This window comes from Alicyclobacillus fastidiosus (genome assembly GCF_026651875.1).
GTDB lineage: Bacteria > Bacillota > Bacilli > Alicyclobacillales > Alicyclobacillaceae > Alicyclobacillus > Alicyclobacillus fastidiosus.
In genome coordinates this window covers 3,620,125-3,636,576 of record NZ_CP104067.1, presented here as the reverse complement: position 1 = coordinate 3,636,576, position 16,452 = coordinate 3,620,125, and the positions used below count along the sequence as shown (strand labels likewise).

Genomic DNA, 16,452 nt, shown 5'->3' with positions numbered 1-16,452 from the left:
AAGACGCCCAGCCGCTACAGAGGGCACTGAAAAACTTGAGGTTTCACCGGAACAGCTAAAAAAGGCGTGACAAAAGATGACCACGTTCCAGTTTTGGAGTACGGGTCGTCTTTTCGCCATCTAAGTAGCCAGGTAAGAATGATTTCTCACTTGATCAGTTTCAATATTTGCTTTAAATTGACGGTGAATATTGCCATGGCGCCGCAACTCCATGCCAACAAGACCCGAAGATGACGCTACGTCATAACCGTGTCTGTGTTTCAGTTCGCTGTTCTTCGCTTCAATCTTGTAGCGTTCTTTCGCTTTTGCGTTAGAGTACTCACTTTCCTGGAACGCCATCTGTTCTGCGTGTCCGCCTGATTTAATCGTCACCGAGTAGGTTTTGCTTTTTGTTCCTTCGGTGTAGCAGTCTTCTTTCAATGGACATCTTTGCACTTCTCTACATCAAAGTAGTATGTACGGGCTTGTATCAAGAAGTGATTTGCGTGGTGGATATATACAATACGGCGGCATTGGTTCCCTTGTTGTAGATGATGGATACTCTCAGGCCAAACTCATAGACACTCTCCCAGCGTTCGTCGCGGCGGTGACCGATGCAGTAACAATTATCGAACTGTGCGATTATCCGAACGGGTAAATGACGCAAATAGGTTTCAATCATCTGCACTTCGGAGTGGGCAAATTGGCTCTTGTGAGCAAAAATGGATGCAATTTTTTGCTCACAATGCTCCGTAATATCCATATATGTGTTTGGATAATTCGTGTGATAAAACCCGATTTGGCGCACAGCGTAGGGCGGGAAGTCAGGGATTAGCATAGGATTGTTCGAAAACAGAACAGCTTTGGCCACAGCATATCCAGTCTTTATATGGTCTGGATGAGCTTCGCACGCCATCCAAGGGTCAACTGTGAAGACAATGTCAGGCTTCTCCAGTCGGAAGTGTTTCATCAATTCAAAAAAGATGTGATACTCACTGTAAGCTTGTGCATCTGGAAAGTTGAGGAGGATTTGTTTTGACACTCCGCAGACGAAGATTTGAACGCACAGGGATGGCTGTGGTCTGGGGTTAGCGTCGTGCTTTTAAGGTCATGCGGTAATCTATTTCATTCTATAGTTGCCTAGATTTGTTACAAAAGAGTATAACTGAGATATATACGTCGCCACGAAGAAGGACAATCCAAATGCATTTGCAGCAGAACCTCGACAATCGACTAATTGGGCTCGACTCGCTGTTTTACAATAACCCAGATGCCGTTTATTCGTTTGACATACATGGGCGTTTCGTCGAGGGCAACTCCGCCTGTACATGGCTGTCTGGGTATGAATTATCCGAATTAGTGGGCAGGTCGTTTTACGACATCGTGGCGGAGGCTCAAGTACAGCAGACCGCAGCCATTTTTGAGTCCACCCTCGCTGGAGTATCGTCGACATACGAAACGTCGATTCGTCACAAACAAGGACATCTCGTAGAGGTGTTGGTGACGACCATGCCGATAAAAATCGGCGATCAAATCGTCGGGACGTATGGGATTGCAAAGGATATCACCGAGATCAAGCGAGCACAGCGGCTGGTCGACGGTCAACGGACAGTTTTCGAGATGATCATCGGCGGGGATGGCGTCCGTGACACGTTGGACGAAATCGTGGCAGTCATGGAATCGTTGTCTGAAGAGTCCGTCGGGGCCATTTGGAAATTCGATGCACCGGGGCACAGACTGGTCCATGCAGGTGGGAAAAATATCTCGCAAGACATCGTCCACTACATTCAAAACGAGTTTAGACTCGAACTGCGCGGCGGTGTAATGGGGAAGGCAATAGATTCCGGTGAGGCGGTTATTGTGAAAGACACGGAAAACGACCCGCTGTGGAGGCACCACCTCGGAATGGCCAGAACAGCAGGCATTCGGGCATTGTGGGCGAAGCCGTTTTTCGATTCGAAAGGGCTTGTCATCGGCTGTGCGTCCATGTACTTTCCATCGCCGAGGGAGCCGGGACCACACGAATTAAAAGTTTTGGATACTTTTGTAAATCTGGTTGAGCTCACGATTCGCAACGAACAGCAGACCGACGACATTTTACACCTAGCGTTCACGGACTCCCTGACTGGCATCGCCAATCGGAGAAAGTTTTATGACGTGCTCTCGACTCATCTCCGCGAAGATGATGACGTCGGAATTATGTTCTTAGACCTTGATCGCTTTAAGTTGTTTAACGATACACTGGGCCATGAATTCGGCGATGAAATCCTCCGCAGGACCGTGCAATCTATCAGGACGTGCTTACCCCCAGAAGCGGTTCTAGCGCGCATGGGCGGCGACGAATTCACCATTCTTCTTCCTGGGTACGCGAGCGAAGAGCAGGTGATGGAGATTGCGACCCGCGTCCTCCAGAAAACGAGCGAGCCGGTCGAACTGGAGGGGTATCCAGTTCAGATCACCACGAGCATGGGAATTGCATTTGCACCGAGGGATGGCAAAGACATCAGTACGATCATGAAAAATGTCGATACGGCGATGTATGCGGCCAAACAAATGGGGCGGGATCGATTCGCGTTTTACCATCCAGAGATGAACGCAAAGCATCTCGAGATCCTCACTCTTGAATCGAGTATGCGCGATGCGCTCAACCGAACTGAGTTTTTTGTCGAGTACCAGCCGAAAATCGACATCCACAAAAATAAGATTGTCGGCGCAGAGGCGCTGGTTCGATGGCGACATCCGAAGGAAGGTGTCCTGCTGCCAGGGCGCTTTATTCCGATTGCCGAAGAGACTGGGCTAATCTCTTCCATTGGGCTCTGGGTCTTACAAGACGTGTGTCAGACTGTGAAGCGCTGGCAGGATTCCGGCATGCCGGAGATGAATGTAGCCATTAATATTTCCGGAGTCGAATTGGTCCGTCCAAACTCAGTTCAGCGCATCATGGATGTGATTGAGAAGACTCAGGTAGATCCGTCGTGGCTCGAGTTCGAAATCACGGAAACGACCTTGATTAAAGATGGCGATATCGTTAAATTGGCGATCCAACATTTTAAACGCCATGGCATTACCATCGCGTTGGATGACTTCGGAACCGGTTATTCATCATTAGGGGTGTTGACTCAGTACGATATCGACACGCTCAAAATTGACCACGCCTTTACATCCGGAATTTTGGCAAAGGACGCAAAATACGAGAGCGTCATCGTCGCCATGATCACGCTCGCACACAGCATGGATATGAAGGTTGTGGCTGAGGGCGTGGAAACGAAGTACCAACAAGCGTTTCTCACGGACCAAGGGTGTGATGTGATGCAGGGCTTTTTGTTTAGTCCCGCTGTAGCAGCAGACGTGTTGGAGACATTGATTCGCAACGGCAGATAGTCGAGACACTTTCGCAAACACATCCGTCATACGCGTCTGAAAGTCGCAGTACTGGCCCATTGTATTTCTTTTTCTGGAAAAAACAAGGCATTGTTTCTGTGGACCGTGCGTGTTAAGATACTCCTACAACGTCTCCTGTGATGTTGGTGAGGTGTTATTTGTTTTTAACCAATGCAAATCACAAGGGAATCCAAATGCGATTATTGGAGCAAATGCCGTCTTCGAGCGGACTTGTGAAGATAATATGAGGATACCCACCTGCTAGGGCAGGTTAAAACTGTGGGCCTTACGGCAAAACGGGGAGTTGTATTGTAGTTACATATAAGACGATTGAAACCGCCAGGGATGGCGGTTTTTTGCTGTGAATGGAAGTTTACTGTCCAGGGTGATTGTCGATGTAGTAGTTCAGGATCCGTGTTGAGGTTGCTGTATTTCTCGTTGGCCGGGCCATGTCCATGCAGTGCCGGCTCGGTTTGGTGGGATCCGAAGATTTAATAAAAAAAGGTAGTCTACATTTTAAAATGCAATGTGATAAATTTATATGTAGGCGCTTAAATACAGAATAAATATTCGTTAGGAGTGATCCATTGAACATCGTCGTGGTTGGTAGCCTAAACATGGATGTTGTGAACCGTGTCGGAAAGCATCCACTGCCAGGGGAAACCATCAAAGGGAAGGGAACAGATTACATTCCTGGCGGTAAAGGGGCGAATCAAGCCGTTGCTGCGGCCCGGGCGAACGCATCCGTTCGGATGGTTGGCGCGGTTGGTACAGATGGCTTTGGTAAACAGTTGCTCACATCCCTCAATCGTGATGGTATTGATACGACGAACGTCTTTGTAAAGGACGGTACGTCGGGACTAGCATTTATTACAGTCAACGACCAAGGCGAAAATAATATCATTTTGTCCGAAGGTGCAAACGGCGCCTTGAGCACGGCTGATATTCAATCCATTTCGGATACGCTCTGTGCCGACGCTGTGCTTGTTCAAAATGAAATTCCACTGGAAACGACATATGAAACGATTCGATCGGCCTATGGGAAGGCGGCTAGAATTTATTATAATCCGGCGCCTGCGCACCCGATTTCGAAAGAAATTCTTCAAATGGTCGATGTTTTGGTGTTAAATGAGACTGAGGCAAGTGTCGTCTTGAATAAGGTGTTTACTACTCACAAAGAGTATGTCGATGCCGCCAAGGAACTTGTATTATTGGGTGCAAAGTCGGTCATCTTGACACTGGGTCCAGAGGGCTCGATTTTTGTGAACGAAAATCAGTCCGTGCGCGTGCCCGCTTTTCAAGTGAGTGCGGTGGATACGACAGCGGCTGGCGATACGTTTATTGGCGCGTTCGCGAGCATCTACGCTGGGGAAAATGCGATGGAGTCGCTGAAATTTGCTTCGGCTGCATCTGCGATTACAGTTACGCGCTCTGGCGCTCAGATATCGATTCCCACAAGGCAAGAGATTGAGGAGTTCCTAAAGCATTCTCTTTAAAATTTCTCTTTAAAATTTGTGGAAACGTTACCTCATGTAGAAAGAATGGGGTCCAGTCATGTCCAACACCATCAAAGAAGTCGCAAAGTTAGCAGGGGTTTCCGTGTCGACCGTGTCGCGAGTCATCAACAACAGTGGCTACGTGGGCGAAAAGACGCGCAAAAAAATTGTCGATGCAATGGATACGTTAAGTTTTGAACCAAGTTCCATAGCACGAGGACTTGTCAGCGGCAAAACGTCTACAATTGGCCTGCTTCTTCCTGATGTCTCCAACCCTTTCTTTGCGGAAGTGGCTCGCGGTACGGAGGAAGCGGCGATTGAGAGCGGATTTACGGTCATTCTTTGCAACTCAAACTGGGATCTCGAGCGGGAAAGAATGTATCTCAACGTCCTCAAAGGAAGGGCGGTTGAAGGGGTCATCGTCATCGGCAACCGCAGTGCGGAACGCGACTTGATCGGAGCGGTTTCGCCGCTGCCATGTGTGTTTGTCGACCGCAAAGTATCGAGCGATCAGAGCTATATTTGGATCGATCACGAAAAAGGGGCGAGCATCGCCACCGAAAAATTGCTTTCCATCGGTTGTGAACATATCGCACATGTCACTGGACCACGAAAGTCTACATCCGCTCGATCGCGATTGAGTGGATATTTGAAGACGATGAAGCAAAGCGGGATGGAGCCAAGCGTAGTTCCGGGAAACTTCCGGTTTGCCGGCGGCTATGAAGCTGCGAAAGCGCTCTTCCTGAAGGACAACCCTCCAGATGGGATATTTGCGGCCAACGACATGATGGCCATTGGCATTATCCAAGCAGCAAATGAGCTCGGCGTCTCGATACCGAACGACGTCTCAATTGTGGGGTACGATGATATCGACATGGCAAAATGTACGTCCCCGGCCTTGACGACGATCCGTCAACCTGCCAATGAAATGGGGCGCGCGGCGTTTTCACTCTTTAAGAATCGCGTATCGGAGATGAAAATTGAGTTTGATGCAAGGCTGGTTGAACGCAAATCTACCAAGTAGAAGAGATGTTTTTTTAAAAAAACTATTGTGGTAACGTTTCCACAGGAGTTATGATACAGTCATGAGGTGAAGGGAATGAAGAAGAACGGTGTCTTGCATAGTGAATTGTCAAAAACCATTGCTGAACTCGGACATGGACAGGCGCTGGTGGTTGCCGATTACGGACTTCCTGTTCCAAAAGGGGTTCGATTGATAGACCTTGCAATTCGTGAAAACGTTCCCTCGTTTTTGGACGTGTTCACAGCAATCCTGAGTGAGCTAACGGTCGAAAAGGCCGTGGTGGCAAGTGAGTTAAAAGACATCAATCCGTCGCTTTACACGACGATTGAAACCAATGTGGAAATGCCACTTCAGCAGGTACCGCATGATACGCTCAAAGAAATTACTGAAAATGTAAGCGTTGTCGTCAGAACTGGTGAATGGACACCTTACGCAAACGTGGTTTTATATGCCGGCGTAGTATTTTAAGGGGGTGTTTCATGGTGAGTACGTTACGAATGAAGGGCATCAACAAATCGTTCGCAGGTGTTCGCGTCCTCGACGACGTCGAACTACTTGTAGAAGGCGGCAAGGTTGTCGCGTTGCTTGGCGAAAATGGCGCCGGGAAATCGACCCTGATGAAAATCTTAACCGGAGAATATCAGGCAGATGCGGGGGAAATCTCCATCGATGACCAGGTGGTCTCCATTCGAAACATCGATGACGCGAAACGGCACCGAATCGGCATGATACACCAGGAGCTCAATCTGTTTCCCAATCTATCGATTGCCGAAAACTTCTTGATTGGAAATGAAGAGGAGTTTAAGAAGACCGGTTTCATTCGCAATCATAAGCTCAAGGAAAAAGTAAGCGATATCTTAAACCAAGTGAACCTTCATCGAGATCCAAGTGAACTAGTCAAGAATTTAGGCATTGGCGAACAGCAGCTGGTTGAAATTGGGAAGGCCTTACTCCAAGACGTCAAGTACCTTGTGATGGATGAACCAACCGCGGCCTTGACCGAGAGTGAAACCGAGCGATTGTTTCAAATCATTGAGTCATTAAAGCAAAACGGTGTCGGGATCATCTACATTTCTCACCGAATGGAGGAACTCTATAAAATCGCTGATCAAGTCTCCGTCTTGAGAGATGGGCAATTTATTGCAACGCGCGATATGAAGACGGCGGACGAAAACGAACTCGTTTCCATGATGGTCGGGCGCACGGTCGCTGAGCGGTACCCGAAAACGCCGTCGAAGCCAGGCGAAACGTTGCTTAGAGCGCTGAATATTAAAACGCCAAAAGTCAAAAGGGCGACCATCGAAGTGAAAGTCGGTGAGATTGTCGGACTCGGTGGACTGATGGGTGCTGGAAGAACTGAACTTGTAAGCGCATTTGCCGGTGTCGACAAAATTCTTGAAGGTGAATTTGAATTTAAAGGCAAGCGGGTCCGCTTCAAATCACCCAAACAGGCAATTGATAGCGGCATTGCATTCGTCACGGAGGATAGAAAATCACAAGGACTGATTCTACCTTTTAGCGTTCGCGACAATATGGCGCTCCCGACGCTCAACTTGCGCAACAAACTGGGATTTATCCAGAGCAAAAAGGAAAAGAGCTTCGCCGCGGAGATGGTGAAAAAACTGCGCATCAAGGTCGCTTCTACGGAGCAGCCGGCAGGAAGTTTAAGTGGTGGGAATCAACAAAAAATCGTCATCGGTAAGTGGATGGCACAAGACCCAGCTCTGTTGATTCTCGACGAGCCTACACGGGGAATCGACGTGGGGGCGAAACAAGAGATCTACGAACTGATGAATGCGTTTAAAGGACAAGGAAGAGGTATCTTGATGATCTCATCCGACTTGCCAGAACTCATGGGTATCTGCGACCGGATTTACGTCATGCACGAAGGGGAAGTCATGGGTGAAATCAAAGGTGAGGACATGAATAATGAAAACTTCATGAAGTTGGCAACCGGGAGGAAACTATCGTGAATGTGATAAAAAAATATCGGCTTGGACCCTTGCTCGGGCTCGTTCTCATTTTTATCGTGATGTCGATTCTGTCAAATCAGTTTCTCACGTTCGCGAATTTACGAAACGTCGCCCTTCAGACAACCGTCAATGCGCTATTGGGCGTCGGCATGACCTTTGTCATCCTCACCTCAGGAATCGATTTGTCGGTAGGTTCGACATTGGCGCTCAGTGCAGTCATTTCATCTCAATTAATGGTGGCGCACGTCAATGTCTTTCTCGCTTGTATTGTTGGATTGATCGTTGGTGCCGTTGGTGGTGCGCTCAATGGACTTCTCGTATCGTACGGCCGTCTAGCACCGTTTATCGTCACATTAGGTACCCAACAGTTGTTCAGGGGCTTAACAGAAGTGTTTACACAAGGCATGCCCATTTTTAATTTGCCAAATTCCTTTTCAGGTCTCGGGACGGGCCTTGTCGCCGGAATTCCGATTCCCGTCATCATCGCTGCGGTCGTCTTTATCGCTGGCTGGATTGTCCTCAAAAAGACGGTGGTTGGCCGCAAGGTGTATGCCCTTGGCGGGAATGAAAAGGTGGCACAACTCGCAGGCGTAAAAGTCAACCGATATCTCGTTTGGGTATACGTCGTTGCGGGTGTTCTGGCAGCACTAGCTGGACTTATTTTAACGTCTCGTCTTGGAACGGCTGAGCCAACTGCAGGGACAGGCTACGAGCTCGATGCCATCACAGCGGTGGTTCTTGGCGGTACAAGCCTCGTCGGTGGCGAAGGCAGCATCATTGGCACGTTAATTGGTGCACTCATTTTGGGGGTGATCGACAACGGATTAAACCTTTTAAATGTAAGCTCATTCTGGCAAGACGCTGTCAAAGGTTTGATTATTTTGGTGGCAATTTTACTTGACCGCAAAAAGAATTGATATTTTTCACGAAAACATTAGGGGGTCATTTGACATGAAAAATTGGAAAATCGCAGCGTTGAGTGCATTGGCAGCGGGAGTCCTGGCAACCGGTTGTGGAACGGCAAATTCAGCGTCGACAAACGGATCGAGTTCGAATACTAGCTCGGCTGGAAACGCTACCACAACATCAACTGCATCCGGAAAGACGGTCGGTTTTGCCGTTTCCACATTGAACAACCCGTTCTTCGTCGCGATGCAAAACGGTGTTCAATCCGAAGCGCAAAAGGATGGACTCAAAGTCACCGTCGAGAACGGCAACAACGACGCAGCTACACAGCTGAACCAGGTACAGGATTTGATTCAACAACACGTCAGTGTCATCTTGTTGAATCCGGTCGACAGCAACAGCTTGTCTTCCGCTGTGAAACTTGCAAACCAGGCCAATATTCCAGTTATCACACTTGACCGCAGTGTCAACGAGGGCAAAGTGGCAACGTTTATCGCTTCGGACAGCGTAGAGGCTGGTAAGGAAGCTGCGGATCAATTGATTAAAGCGCTTGGCGGCAAGGGACAGGTGGTCGAATTACAAGGAACCATCGGCGCGTCTTCGGAAATTGACCGCGAAAAAGGTTTTGACCAAGAGATTGCGACCGCTTCCGGCATCAAAGTCGTGGCAAAGCAAACCGCCAATTTTGACCGTAACACAGCCATGAACGTCATGCAGAATATCCTTCAGGCGCATCCAAACATCAACGGGGTCTTCGCACAAAATGACGAAATGGCACTGGGAGCCCTGAAAGCCATTCAGCAGTCGGGCAAAAAAGGAATCGCCATCGTCGGCATCGACGGTGAGCAAGAAGCTATTGCTGATGTAAACAATGGTTCCATGTATGCCGATATTGCACAACAACCAACACAAGAGGGAATGCTCGGTATCGACAATGCGCTGAAGTTGATCAACGGACAAACTGTGCCGTCCACGGTGAGCTCACCGCTTCAGCTCGTGAACAAAGGTTCGAGCTTCAAAGGGTTTTAATCAACGTCGCTGGAGAAAAAGACGTCACGATGTGACGTCTTTTTTTGTGCCCTTTGGCATGGTGGACGGCGGCAAACCGTGGTCAAAATGGCTGTCCGAATCAGCGTAGGGATGGTGTCTCCGCGGAAACTTAGGCTTTTGTCGCGATGTACAGTACGGCCACAGATACCGCGATTTTGCTGATCCGACCGGGGGTTCCGGTGGACGTTTGGATGGCCATATGAGACGAGTGCGGCCATGGCACGGTTGGTGTTCTCTGGTATCCTGGATCGGTTGCCCAACCTCAAAGTGCTGGCTCATCATATGGGTGCGATGGTGCCGTTCTTTGAAGGTCGAGTCGGACCAGGGTGGGATCAACTGGGCAAACGGACGTCGGATGAGGATTTGACACTGGTTCTTAAACGTTTAAAACGGCGCCCATTGGACTACTTTAAGGACTTTTATGCGGACACCGCCGTATTTGGCTCACGCAGTGCGACGGTTTGTGGACTTGAATTTTATGGCGCGGATAAAGTGGTCTTCGCTTCACACTCACCTTTCGATCCAGAAAAGGGGCCCGGGTACATCCGCAGTACAATCGAAGTGCTAAACTCCATCGAGATGGAAGATGAGGTTCGCGAGAAGATTTGTTTTCGGAATGCACAGGATTTACTAGGCATTGAATAGCATGAAGCTTCGTACTGATGTGGGGAAGCCACGGATGATGGGTCCGTGGCTTCTGTCTATTCACACATCTTCTTTCCATCCATCCGACTGCTGCGTCAGAATTTCCACCGCAAAGTACAGATGAAAGGGGAGAGTGCTCGAGTGGATATTTCGAGATTGCTTCGAATGAAAGATGTTCAGCAAGTCAAGTCGCTGGTTTGCGTACAGCCACATCCGGATGACAACGAGGTTGGCGCGGGTGGACTGGTTGCGACGCTGGCACACCAAGGCTGTCGAATCGTGTTTGTGACGGTGACCGATGGGCGCTACGGCAGCTCTGACCCATCGCTATCGCCAGGTGCTTTGGTTGAAATCCGTCGTCAGGAGCGCCTTCACGCGGGTCAGTGTTTAGGGGTGGTAGAACAGGTGGAACTCGGCTTTGAAGATGGGGGTAAGTACGAAGAGCGCGATGTGATGGAGGCGCTTTTACCCGTGTTGCGAAGGGTTGGTCCAGAGATGGTGATGACGGTCGACCCGTGGGTCCCATATGAGGCACACCCTGATCATCAAAAAGTTGGGCGTGCCACAGCCGCTGCGGTGCTCTTCGCAGGGAATATTTCCTATCCTCATGCAGGCGCCCCTTGCCACATTCCACAGGTTGCTTTTTACGCGTCGAGTTATCCAAATACGTTCGTGGACGTCACTCCCTATTGGAAAGTGAAGATGTCGGCGATTTTGGCGCATTGGAGTCAGTTTGACAACGAACAGTGGCCATTGTTGCAACAGTATTTTGAATACCAGGCTTCTGAGTACTATCGGCTGTTGCAGAGCCGAGCAAGCCTCGACGAAGTAGACGGGGCGCCTACGCAAGTCGGTTTCGCCGAAGCGTTTAAGGTGCTGTCCACCAAACAATTGCACTTTTTTCCAACGGCCGTGTTCAGTTGATTCGGTACGGCGTTGAGTCGATGAATGAGAGCATGTCAATCGAGTCAGGCACTTAGATTGTGCGATTGGCATACAGGTGCCCCTCTGCTCCGCACAGTGGGGCACCCTGTGGGTCATCGTCCTTTGGCCGTCAGCGTTTGAGCGCATCCTTTAGCTTTTGGTATTCTGTCTCGTCGATCTCGCCGCTCGCGAGCCGCCTTCTGAGGATGGCTTCGGCGTCGTCTGCCCACCGACGGCCGCATCCCCCGTACCTGCGCAACGTACAAACGCGAATCACGATAAAACTGACTACTATCGCTAGGAAGATAAAAAATCCAAAACATCCAAATCCATGACCGTGTCCCCACCACATATGTGAGACCCCCTTCGACTTATTTGGTCGGTTTCGTGCGATTGAGGCTGCTCGAATTTGCAGCACGGTACGAGAATAGCGGTTGAATGTCTCAAACGTGGGATGAAAAAGTCACGAAACGATCAACAATGCGTCACGGTTTGCGACAACCCTCCTGAAGCGTCGCCATCGTCGCATGTTCGGCGTGGTACACTGGCCGTAAGATCAGTGGACGATGTGGTGTCTGACCGCACATGTCGTGCGAAAGTGGAGGATATTTGTGAACCAGCTACAAACGGTGTTGGTCGTCGACGATGATGAAACCATCGTCGGGTTAATGCGCGATTACTTGGAGAACGACGGATTTCGCGTGCTCGCTGCCTGCGACACAAAACGAGCGTTGCGCCTGTTGAGAGACGAGCAGGTGCACTGCATCCTCCTGGATGTGATGATGCCGGGACAAAATGGGTTTGAGCTGTGTCGTCAAATCCGCACCAAGAGCGACGTGCCCATCATGTTTTTGAGCGCGCGAGATGACGATGTAGATAAGATCCGGGGATTGGGCCTCGGGGGCGACGATTATATCGTAAAAACCGCTTCCCCGGCCGAGGTGGTCGCGCGAGTGAAGGCGGTGTTGCGCCGCTTTGGACTGCACAGCCCACGTCAGACCGTCTTGAACTACGGGCGGCTAGAGTTAGATATATCGGCGCGAACGGTTCGCGTGGACGGACAAGACGTCTCGTTGACACCTAAGGAGTACGACTTGCTGCGCTTGTTGGCAGAGCATCCACGTCAAGTCTTCCCCTATGAACGGCTACTCGAGCGTTTTTGGGGGGGCGTTGGCGACAAGCACACCATCCGCGTTCACATTGCGCGCATCCGGGAAAAGATTGAGCGAGACCCGAACGACCCAATGTACATCGTAAACGTGTGGGGGGGGTAGGGTATCGCTTTGAGGGAAGCCCGATATGAAGACACTTCGCGTTCGCAAGTTTATGGTTGTCGGCATGCTTTCCATCATCGTCATTCCTTCCTATGCTCGTGTACCTCGTCGTCCATTGTATCGGCGCGAGAACGCTGCAACCCTGGTCCCAAGCACAGGAGCAAAAACAAAAAGTGGCCTTAAATCAAACGATGAATCGCGTGGTGATGACCTTTGCGAATTGGACAAACCCAACATGGCAGAGCGATCTTCAGAAACAATTGGGCCAGTCTGGGACGGAAGTCGTCATCCTTTCACCGACTGGTCGCGAGATTTTTGATTCCGGTTATAGGCACGCAAGACACTGGATGTCCGTTTCGCAGACGACCGTCGTGGATGACGGACAAGTGGTGGGATCGGTTAAGGTATATGCGTCGGGGCCCAACGACCCTGTGGCCGACCTGTCAGCAGTCGCCGCGATGTTCTGCGTCATTTTCTTGGTCGGATTCCAAATGCAACGATATGTCGTACGGCCACTCGAAGCGATGAGTCGCGCTGCGCGGCTCATTGCTGAAGGGGATCTCGACATCGAGTTGCCGAGCTCTCGCGTCACCGAGATAGAACTTGTTCGGACGGGGTTTAAAGTGATGGTGGCAGGGCTTGCTGAATCGTTTCAAAAACAAGCTGAATTGGCGGAGGAGCGTCGCTTTTTTATGGGGGCGGTCGCGCATGATTTGCGGACGCCGCTATTTGCCCTGCGGGGTTATCTGGACGGCCTAGAACAAGGGATCGCGCGTACGCCCGACAAGATGGCGAAGTATGTGGCGGTGTGTATTGAGAAGGCCAGCCAACTTGACCGACTGGTCGCCGATTTATTTGCGTTCACGAAGCTCGAATACATGGAACAGACACTGCAGGCCGACGATGTCGACGTGGCTCGGGTCGTGGAGAGGTCTGTAGACAACCTGCGGGGGCAGGTTCAGGACAAGGGCGTCTCAATCGTCTTGGAAACTCTTGCACGTCGTGTTTCGCGAGAGGAGATTTGCATTTATTGGAGCGGGCGATGATGAATCTCTTGGACAATGCCCTTCGGCACACGCCGCCTGGCGGTCTGATATCTGTTTGTTGGTACAACGAATCGGAACGAACGTTTGTCTCGGTGCGGGATACCGGTTCGGGATTTGATCCTCGGGATTTGAACCATGTGTTTGAACCTCTGTATCGGGGCGAATCGTCGAGGAATCGGACGACAGGTGGTGCGGGACTTGGCTTGACCATTGCGAAACGCATTTTTAAGGCGCACGGAGGAGATCTCGTCGCAGAAAACCATCCGGATGGCGGAGCGTTTCTCGTCGGTTGGATCTCGCGAGGGTAGTGCCACCGCTGTTGTGGACGTCCTGTAGATGCCTGTGGGACAGGTGTCGTTTCCATAGATAGAAACGTCGAGATAGAAACGTCGAAAACATAGGGCTAGCAGGGGCGGCCCCTGCTAGTCCTAAGCGAGCGTTTTGCTGTATGTGGTCACCTTCGGGTTACATGGTGTGTTTCTCGTGCTGAACCTGGCGTGCGATGTGCATTCTGTCGTACGCACTGAGCCAAGGTAGGGCGATACAGACTGTATTCAAAACGTCTTCGACTTGATCACTCTCGTAGATGCGACCTTCCATCGTTCCGTTGTCCATTTTGTGTTTGACCCACAAATACCAGTGCTCATCCCGCTGCACGATGCCAGCTGCGTCGGACAGATTCCAGATCTCGCGACCCGTTCTTCGGATGTCCTCGAGCGTTTCGTTAAAGTGATTGACGCCCAGAGCAAGATCCTCGGGTTTGCCCAAGCAATACGCAACCATAGTTTGTTCAACGTACGCTACGTGCTCCATAAACCAGACTCCCTTGCTAAGAGTGTTCTTCGTGTTTGGGAATGTCCTCCCTGATGTAGGTTACAGAACGATTCTCTAAATCGCGTTGAAAGATAGAAAACTGAGCCAATGAGCGCATGAAAATACGCTTGATGCACTTGGGGAATTTGGCGGGATCGTTGCTGCCTGCCGACGTGTATGCCCGATTCTTGCGTCAGGAAGGGGAAGACGTCCTGTTCATCTGCGCCACGGACGAACACGGCACGCCTGCGGAACTGTCCGCGCGCGAAGCCGGGATGACAGTGAGCGAGTACTGTAGCAGAATGCACGAGGTTCAGGCCGGAATTTACGCGCGGTTCGGCCTGTCGTTTGACCACTTTGGCCGAAGTAGTTCGCCACCCAATCACGCGCTGACACAAGCGATCTACCAGCGCCTGGAGGCTCACGGGTTCATCGAAGCCCGCGACACGCAACAGATGTACTCTTTGTCAGACAAGCGCTATCTGCCCGATCGGTATGTGGTGGGCACGTGCCCGAAGTGCGGGTATCACGCGAGATCTATCCTGGGGCGTGGACGTACCGCGGGACGGGTTCGCAAACAAAGTGTTTTACGTTTGGTTTGATGCACCAGTCGAATATATTGCGGGTACTCAGGAGTGGGCCCACGAGGACCCTGGTAAACGCGATTGGAGAACTTGGTGGGACACCCAGTCCGATGTGGTCTACACCCAGTTCATGGCCAAGGACAACGTACCTTTTCACACAGTCTTCTTCCCGGCGATGTTGCTCGGGACGAGAGAGCAGTGGAACTTGCCGCACCGGATCAAAAGTTTTCACTGGTTGACGTACTACGGGGGGAAATTTTCGACGAGTCTGAAAAGGGGAATCTTTCTCGACGACGCGCTGGCCCTTTATCCGGCGGATTACTGGCGCTACTTCCTGTTGGCTCAGTCGCCGGAAGCGGATGACGCGGGTTTTACCTGGGAGTTGTTCGCCACGGTGATCAACAAGGATTTGGTAGGCAACTTCGGAAATTTCGTAAACCGCACGCTGACACTTACTTCCCGTCACTTCGGCAGCCAGGTACCAGGCGGTCGTGCTCCGTTCACCGAGGTGGAGGTTCAGTTGAAGGCGGACTGTGCGCGGGTCGTCTCGCAGTATCGAACCCACCTTCGACAGACAGAGTTTCGCAAGGCGTTGAAGGCACTTCGTGAACTCTGGTCGCTCGGTAATCGATATCTGGATTCCCGCGCGCCGTGGGCACAATTACTCGAGTTGGATGGAGACTTTGACGGGCACCTATTCGAACTTCCAGAGCTCTTATTTCGTCGCGTGGAGCGCGCGGACGTGGAGGCGTACCGCAGGCGATTTGGCGGCGAGCATCAGGCATAGTCCACGTAGCCGCGGCGAATCCCGCAGTGGCGACACTCAAAGACGTGAATGCGGTATGGGGTTTCGCCATCCAGCAGACGGTCCAAAGGCCCCTTGTGCGACTCTGACAGTCGCTTTAACAGCGTGTCAACGGACGGTGAAGTAGACCGGTCTATCGTTTGGATGAGTTCTTCCTGCTCCTTTACATGCGTGTTTGGGATGTTTGCGATATAGGTACAAAAATCGCCGCAGTGACTGAGCCACCGCTCCTGCTGCCAACCGGCGAAACCTGGCGTGCGCGTGACCAATAAATCGAGAGAAGACGCGTCGGCCACTGGTTCACAATCGGTTGCATCGACGAACTCCGCGTCAAATTTCGCGGCGGCTTGTCCGTCTTCAATGCACCACGGACAGATCTGTTCGATTTCGTCGTCCGCAAAGACTGGGCCGAGATATGCGTATGGGCTATGTTCCCCACAAGCGGCACAGACGATTTGGCGCGGTTCAATGGCACCGGTCTGAACCGGATCTCGGTGGTAGACAAACGTAGGCAAAGATGTGCGACGCGACGACATTTGGGATCACCTCAAG

Annotated in this window: 17 protein-coding genes, 1 other RNA gene and 2 pseudogenes; 15 read left to right on the top strand and 5 right to left on the bottom strand. The window is 50.9% G+C overall.

All coding sequences use genetic code 11. The features are described from left to right. Nucleotides 1-146: 146 nt before the first annotated feature. Both NZD89_RS17920 and NZD89_RS17915 read right to left on the bottom strand, forming a co-directional pair. Nucleotides 147-467: pseudogene (locus NZD89_RS17920) on the bottom strand (transposase); the annotation flags it as partial. 2 nt (nt 468-469) lie between these two features. Continuing rightward, the gene (locus tag NZD89_RS17915; protein ID WP_268004139.1) at nt 470-1,021 is read right to left on the bottom strand and encodes a PIG-L deacetylase family protein; all 552 of its coding nucleotides are present in this window, start codon (nt 1,019-1,021) and stop codon (nt 470-472) included. Nucleotides 1,022-1,182: 161 nt separating this feature from the next. Between NZD89_RS17915 and NZD89_RS17910 the strand changes: the two genes are divergently transcribed. The 10 genes and pseudogenes from NZD89_RS17910 (at nt 1,183) to NZD89_RS17865 (ending at nt 11,378) form a co-directional block, all read left to right on the top strand. After that, entirely contained in the window at nt 1,183-3,360 is a 2,178-nt protein-coding gene (locus NZD89_RS17910) for a sensor domain-containing protein (protein WP_268004138.1), read from the top strand. Nucleotides 3,361-3,489: 129 nt separating this feature from the next. Next, nucleotides 3,490-3,667: non-coding RNA, 6S RNA (gene ssrS / locus NZD89_RS17905), on the top strand. A 280-nt stretch (nt 3,668-3,947) separates the two neighbouring features. Further along, complete coding sequence (gene rbsK / locus NZD89_RS17900; RefSeq protein WP_268004137.1) at nt 3,948-4,856, top strand: ribokinase; 909 nt, start codon at nt 3,948-3,950, stop codon at nt 4,854-4,856. A gap of 58 nt (nt 4,857-4,914) precedes the next feature. Then, the gene (locus tag NZD89_RS17895; protein WP_268004136.1) at nt 4,915-5,880 is read left to right on the top strand and encodes a LacI family DNA-binding transcriptional regulator; all 966 of its coding nucleotides are present in this window, start codon (nt 4,915-4,917) and stop codon (nt 5,878-5,880) included. A 75-nt stretch (nt 5,881-5,955) separates the two neighbouring features. Further along, a complete protein-coding gene (rbsD, locus tag NZD89_RS17890; protein WP_268004135.1) occupies nt 5,956-6,348 on the top strand; it encodes a D-ribose pyranase in 393 nt (130 codons plus the stop codon). Nucleotides 6,349-6,362: 14 nt separating this feature from the next. Further along, nucleotides 6,363-7,853, top strand: coding sequence for a sugar ABC transporter ATP-binding protein (locus NZD89_RS17885; protein ID WP_268004134.1), 1,491 nt, complete (start codon nt 6,363-6,365; stop codon nt 7,851-7,853). Nucleotides 7,854-7,912: 59 nt separating this feature from the next. Further along, nucleotides 7,913-8,770, top strand: coding sequence for an ABC transporter permease (locus NZD89_RS17880; RefSeq protein ID WP_268008531.1), 858 nt, complete (start codon nt 7,913-7,915; stop codon nt 8,768-8,770). A gap of 34 nt (nt 8,771-8,804) precedes the next feature. After that, complete coding sequence (locus tag NZD89_RS17875; protein WP_268004133.1) at nt 8,805-9,788, top strand: substrate-binding domain-containing protein; 984 nt, start codon at nt 8,805-8,807, stop codon at nt 9,786-9,788. Nucleotides 9,789-10,007: 219 nt separating this feature from the next. Next, a pseudogene (locus tag NZD89_RS17870) lies at nt 10,008-10,454 on the top strand (amidohydrolase family protein); the annotation flags it as partial. Between the two features lie 45 nt (nt 10,455-10,499). Beyond that, entirely contained in the window at nt 10,500-11,378 is an 879-nt protein-coding gene (locus tag NZD89_RS17865) for a PIG-L deacetylase family protein (protein WP_268004132.1), read from the top strand. Nucleotides 11,379-11,508: 130 nt separating this feature from the next. On the opposite strand, the gene NZD89_RS17860 is transcribed toward NZD89_RS17865, so the two are convergent. Then, nucleotides 11,509-11,730 carry an SHOCT domain-containing protein gene (locus NZD89_RS17860; protein ID WP_268004131.1) on the bottom strand — a complete coding sequence of 74 codons (222 nt, stop codon included), beginning with the start codon at nt 11,728-11,730 and terminating at the stop codon, nt 11,509-11,511. Between the two features lie 259 nt (nt 11,731-11,989). Between NZD89_RS17860 and NZD89_RS17855 the strand changes: the two genes are divergently transcribed. From NZD89_RS17855 to NZD89_RS17845, 3 genes are all read left to right on the top strand, one after another. Beyond that, nucleotides 11,990-12,652, top strand: coding sequence for a response regulator transcription factor (locus tag NZD89_RS17855; protein ID WP_326492859.1), 663 nt, complete (start codon nt 11,990-11,992; stop codon nt 12,650-12,652). A gap of 173 nt (nt 12,653-12,825) precedes the next feature. After that, nucleotides 12,826-13,698, top strand: a complete 873-nt coding sequence (locus tag NZD89_RS17850) for a histidine kinase dimerization/phospho-acceptor domain-containing protein (RefSeq protein WP_268004130.1) — start codon at nt 12,826-12,828, stop codon at nt 13,696-13,698. Continuing rightward, a complete protein-coding gene (locus NZD89_RS17845; protein WP_268004129.1) occupies nt 13,698-14,006 on the top strand; it encodes a sensor histidine kinase in 309 nt (102 codons plus the stop codon). The genes NZD89_RS17850 and NZD89_RS17845 overlap by 1 nt, the downstream gene beginning before the upstream one ends. Before the next feature lie 157 nt (nt 14,007-14,163). Here NZD89_RS17845 and NZD89_RS17840 read toward each other — a convergent pair whose 3' ends face one another. Beyond that, nucleotides 14,164-14,511 (bottom strand): hypothetical protein, encoded by a 348-nt coding sequence (locus NZD89_RS17840; protein WP_268004128.1) that lies wholly within the window; start codon nt 14,509-14,511, stop codon nt 14,164-14,166. 116 nt (nt 14,512-14,627) lie between these two features. Here NZD89_RS17840 and NZD89_RS17835 point away from each other — a divergent pair, with 116 nt between their 5' ends. Next, nucleotides 14,628-15,113, top strand: a complete 486-nt coding sequence (locus NZD89_RS17835) for a class I tRNA ligase family protein (RefSeq protein ID WP_268004127.1) — start codon at nt 14,628-14,630, stop codon at nt 15,111-15,113. After that, nucleotides 15,061-15,882: a class I tRNA ligase family protein gene (locus NZD89_RS17830; RefSeq protein WP_268004126.1), complete on the top strand. Its 822-nt coding sequence runs from the start codon at nt 15,061-15,063 to the stop codon at nt 15,880-15,882. Before NZD89_RS17835 ends, NZD89_RS17830 begins: the two co-directional genes overlap by 53 nt. Here the strand turns inward: NZD89_RS17830 and NZD89_RS17825 are convergent. Then, on the bottom strand, nt 15,873-16,436 hold the full coding sequence (locus tag NZD89_RS17825) for a CbrC family protein (protein WP_268004125.1): 564 nt from the start codon (nt 16,434-16,436) through the stop codon (nt 15,873-15,875). The two genes, NZD89_RS17830 and NZD89_RS17825, sit on opposite strands and share 10 nt — an antisense overlap. Nucleotides 16,437-16,452 lie beyond the last annotated feature (16 nt).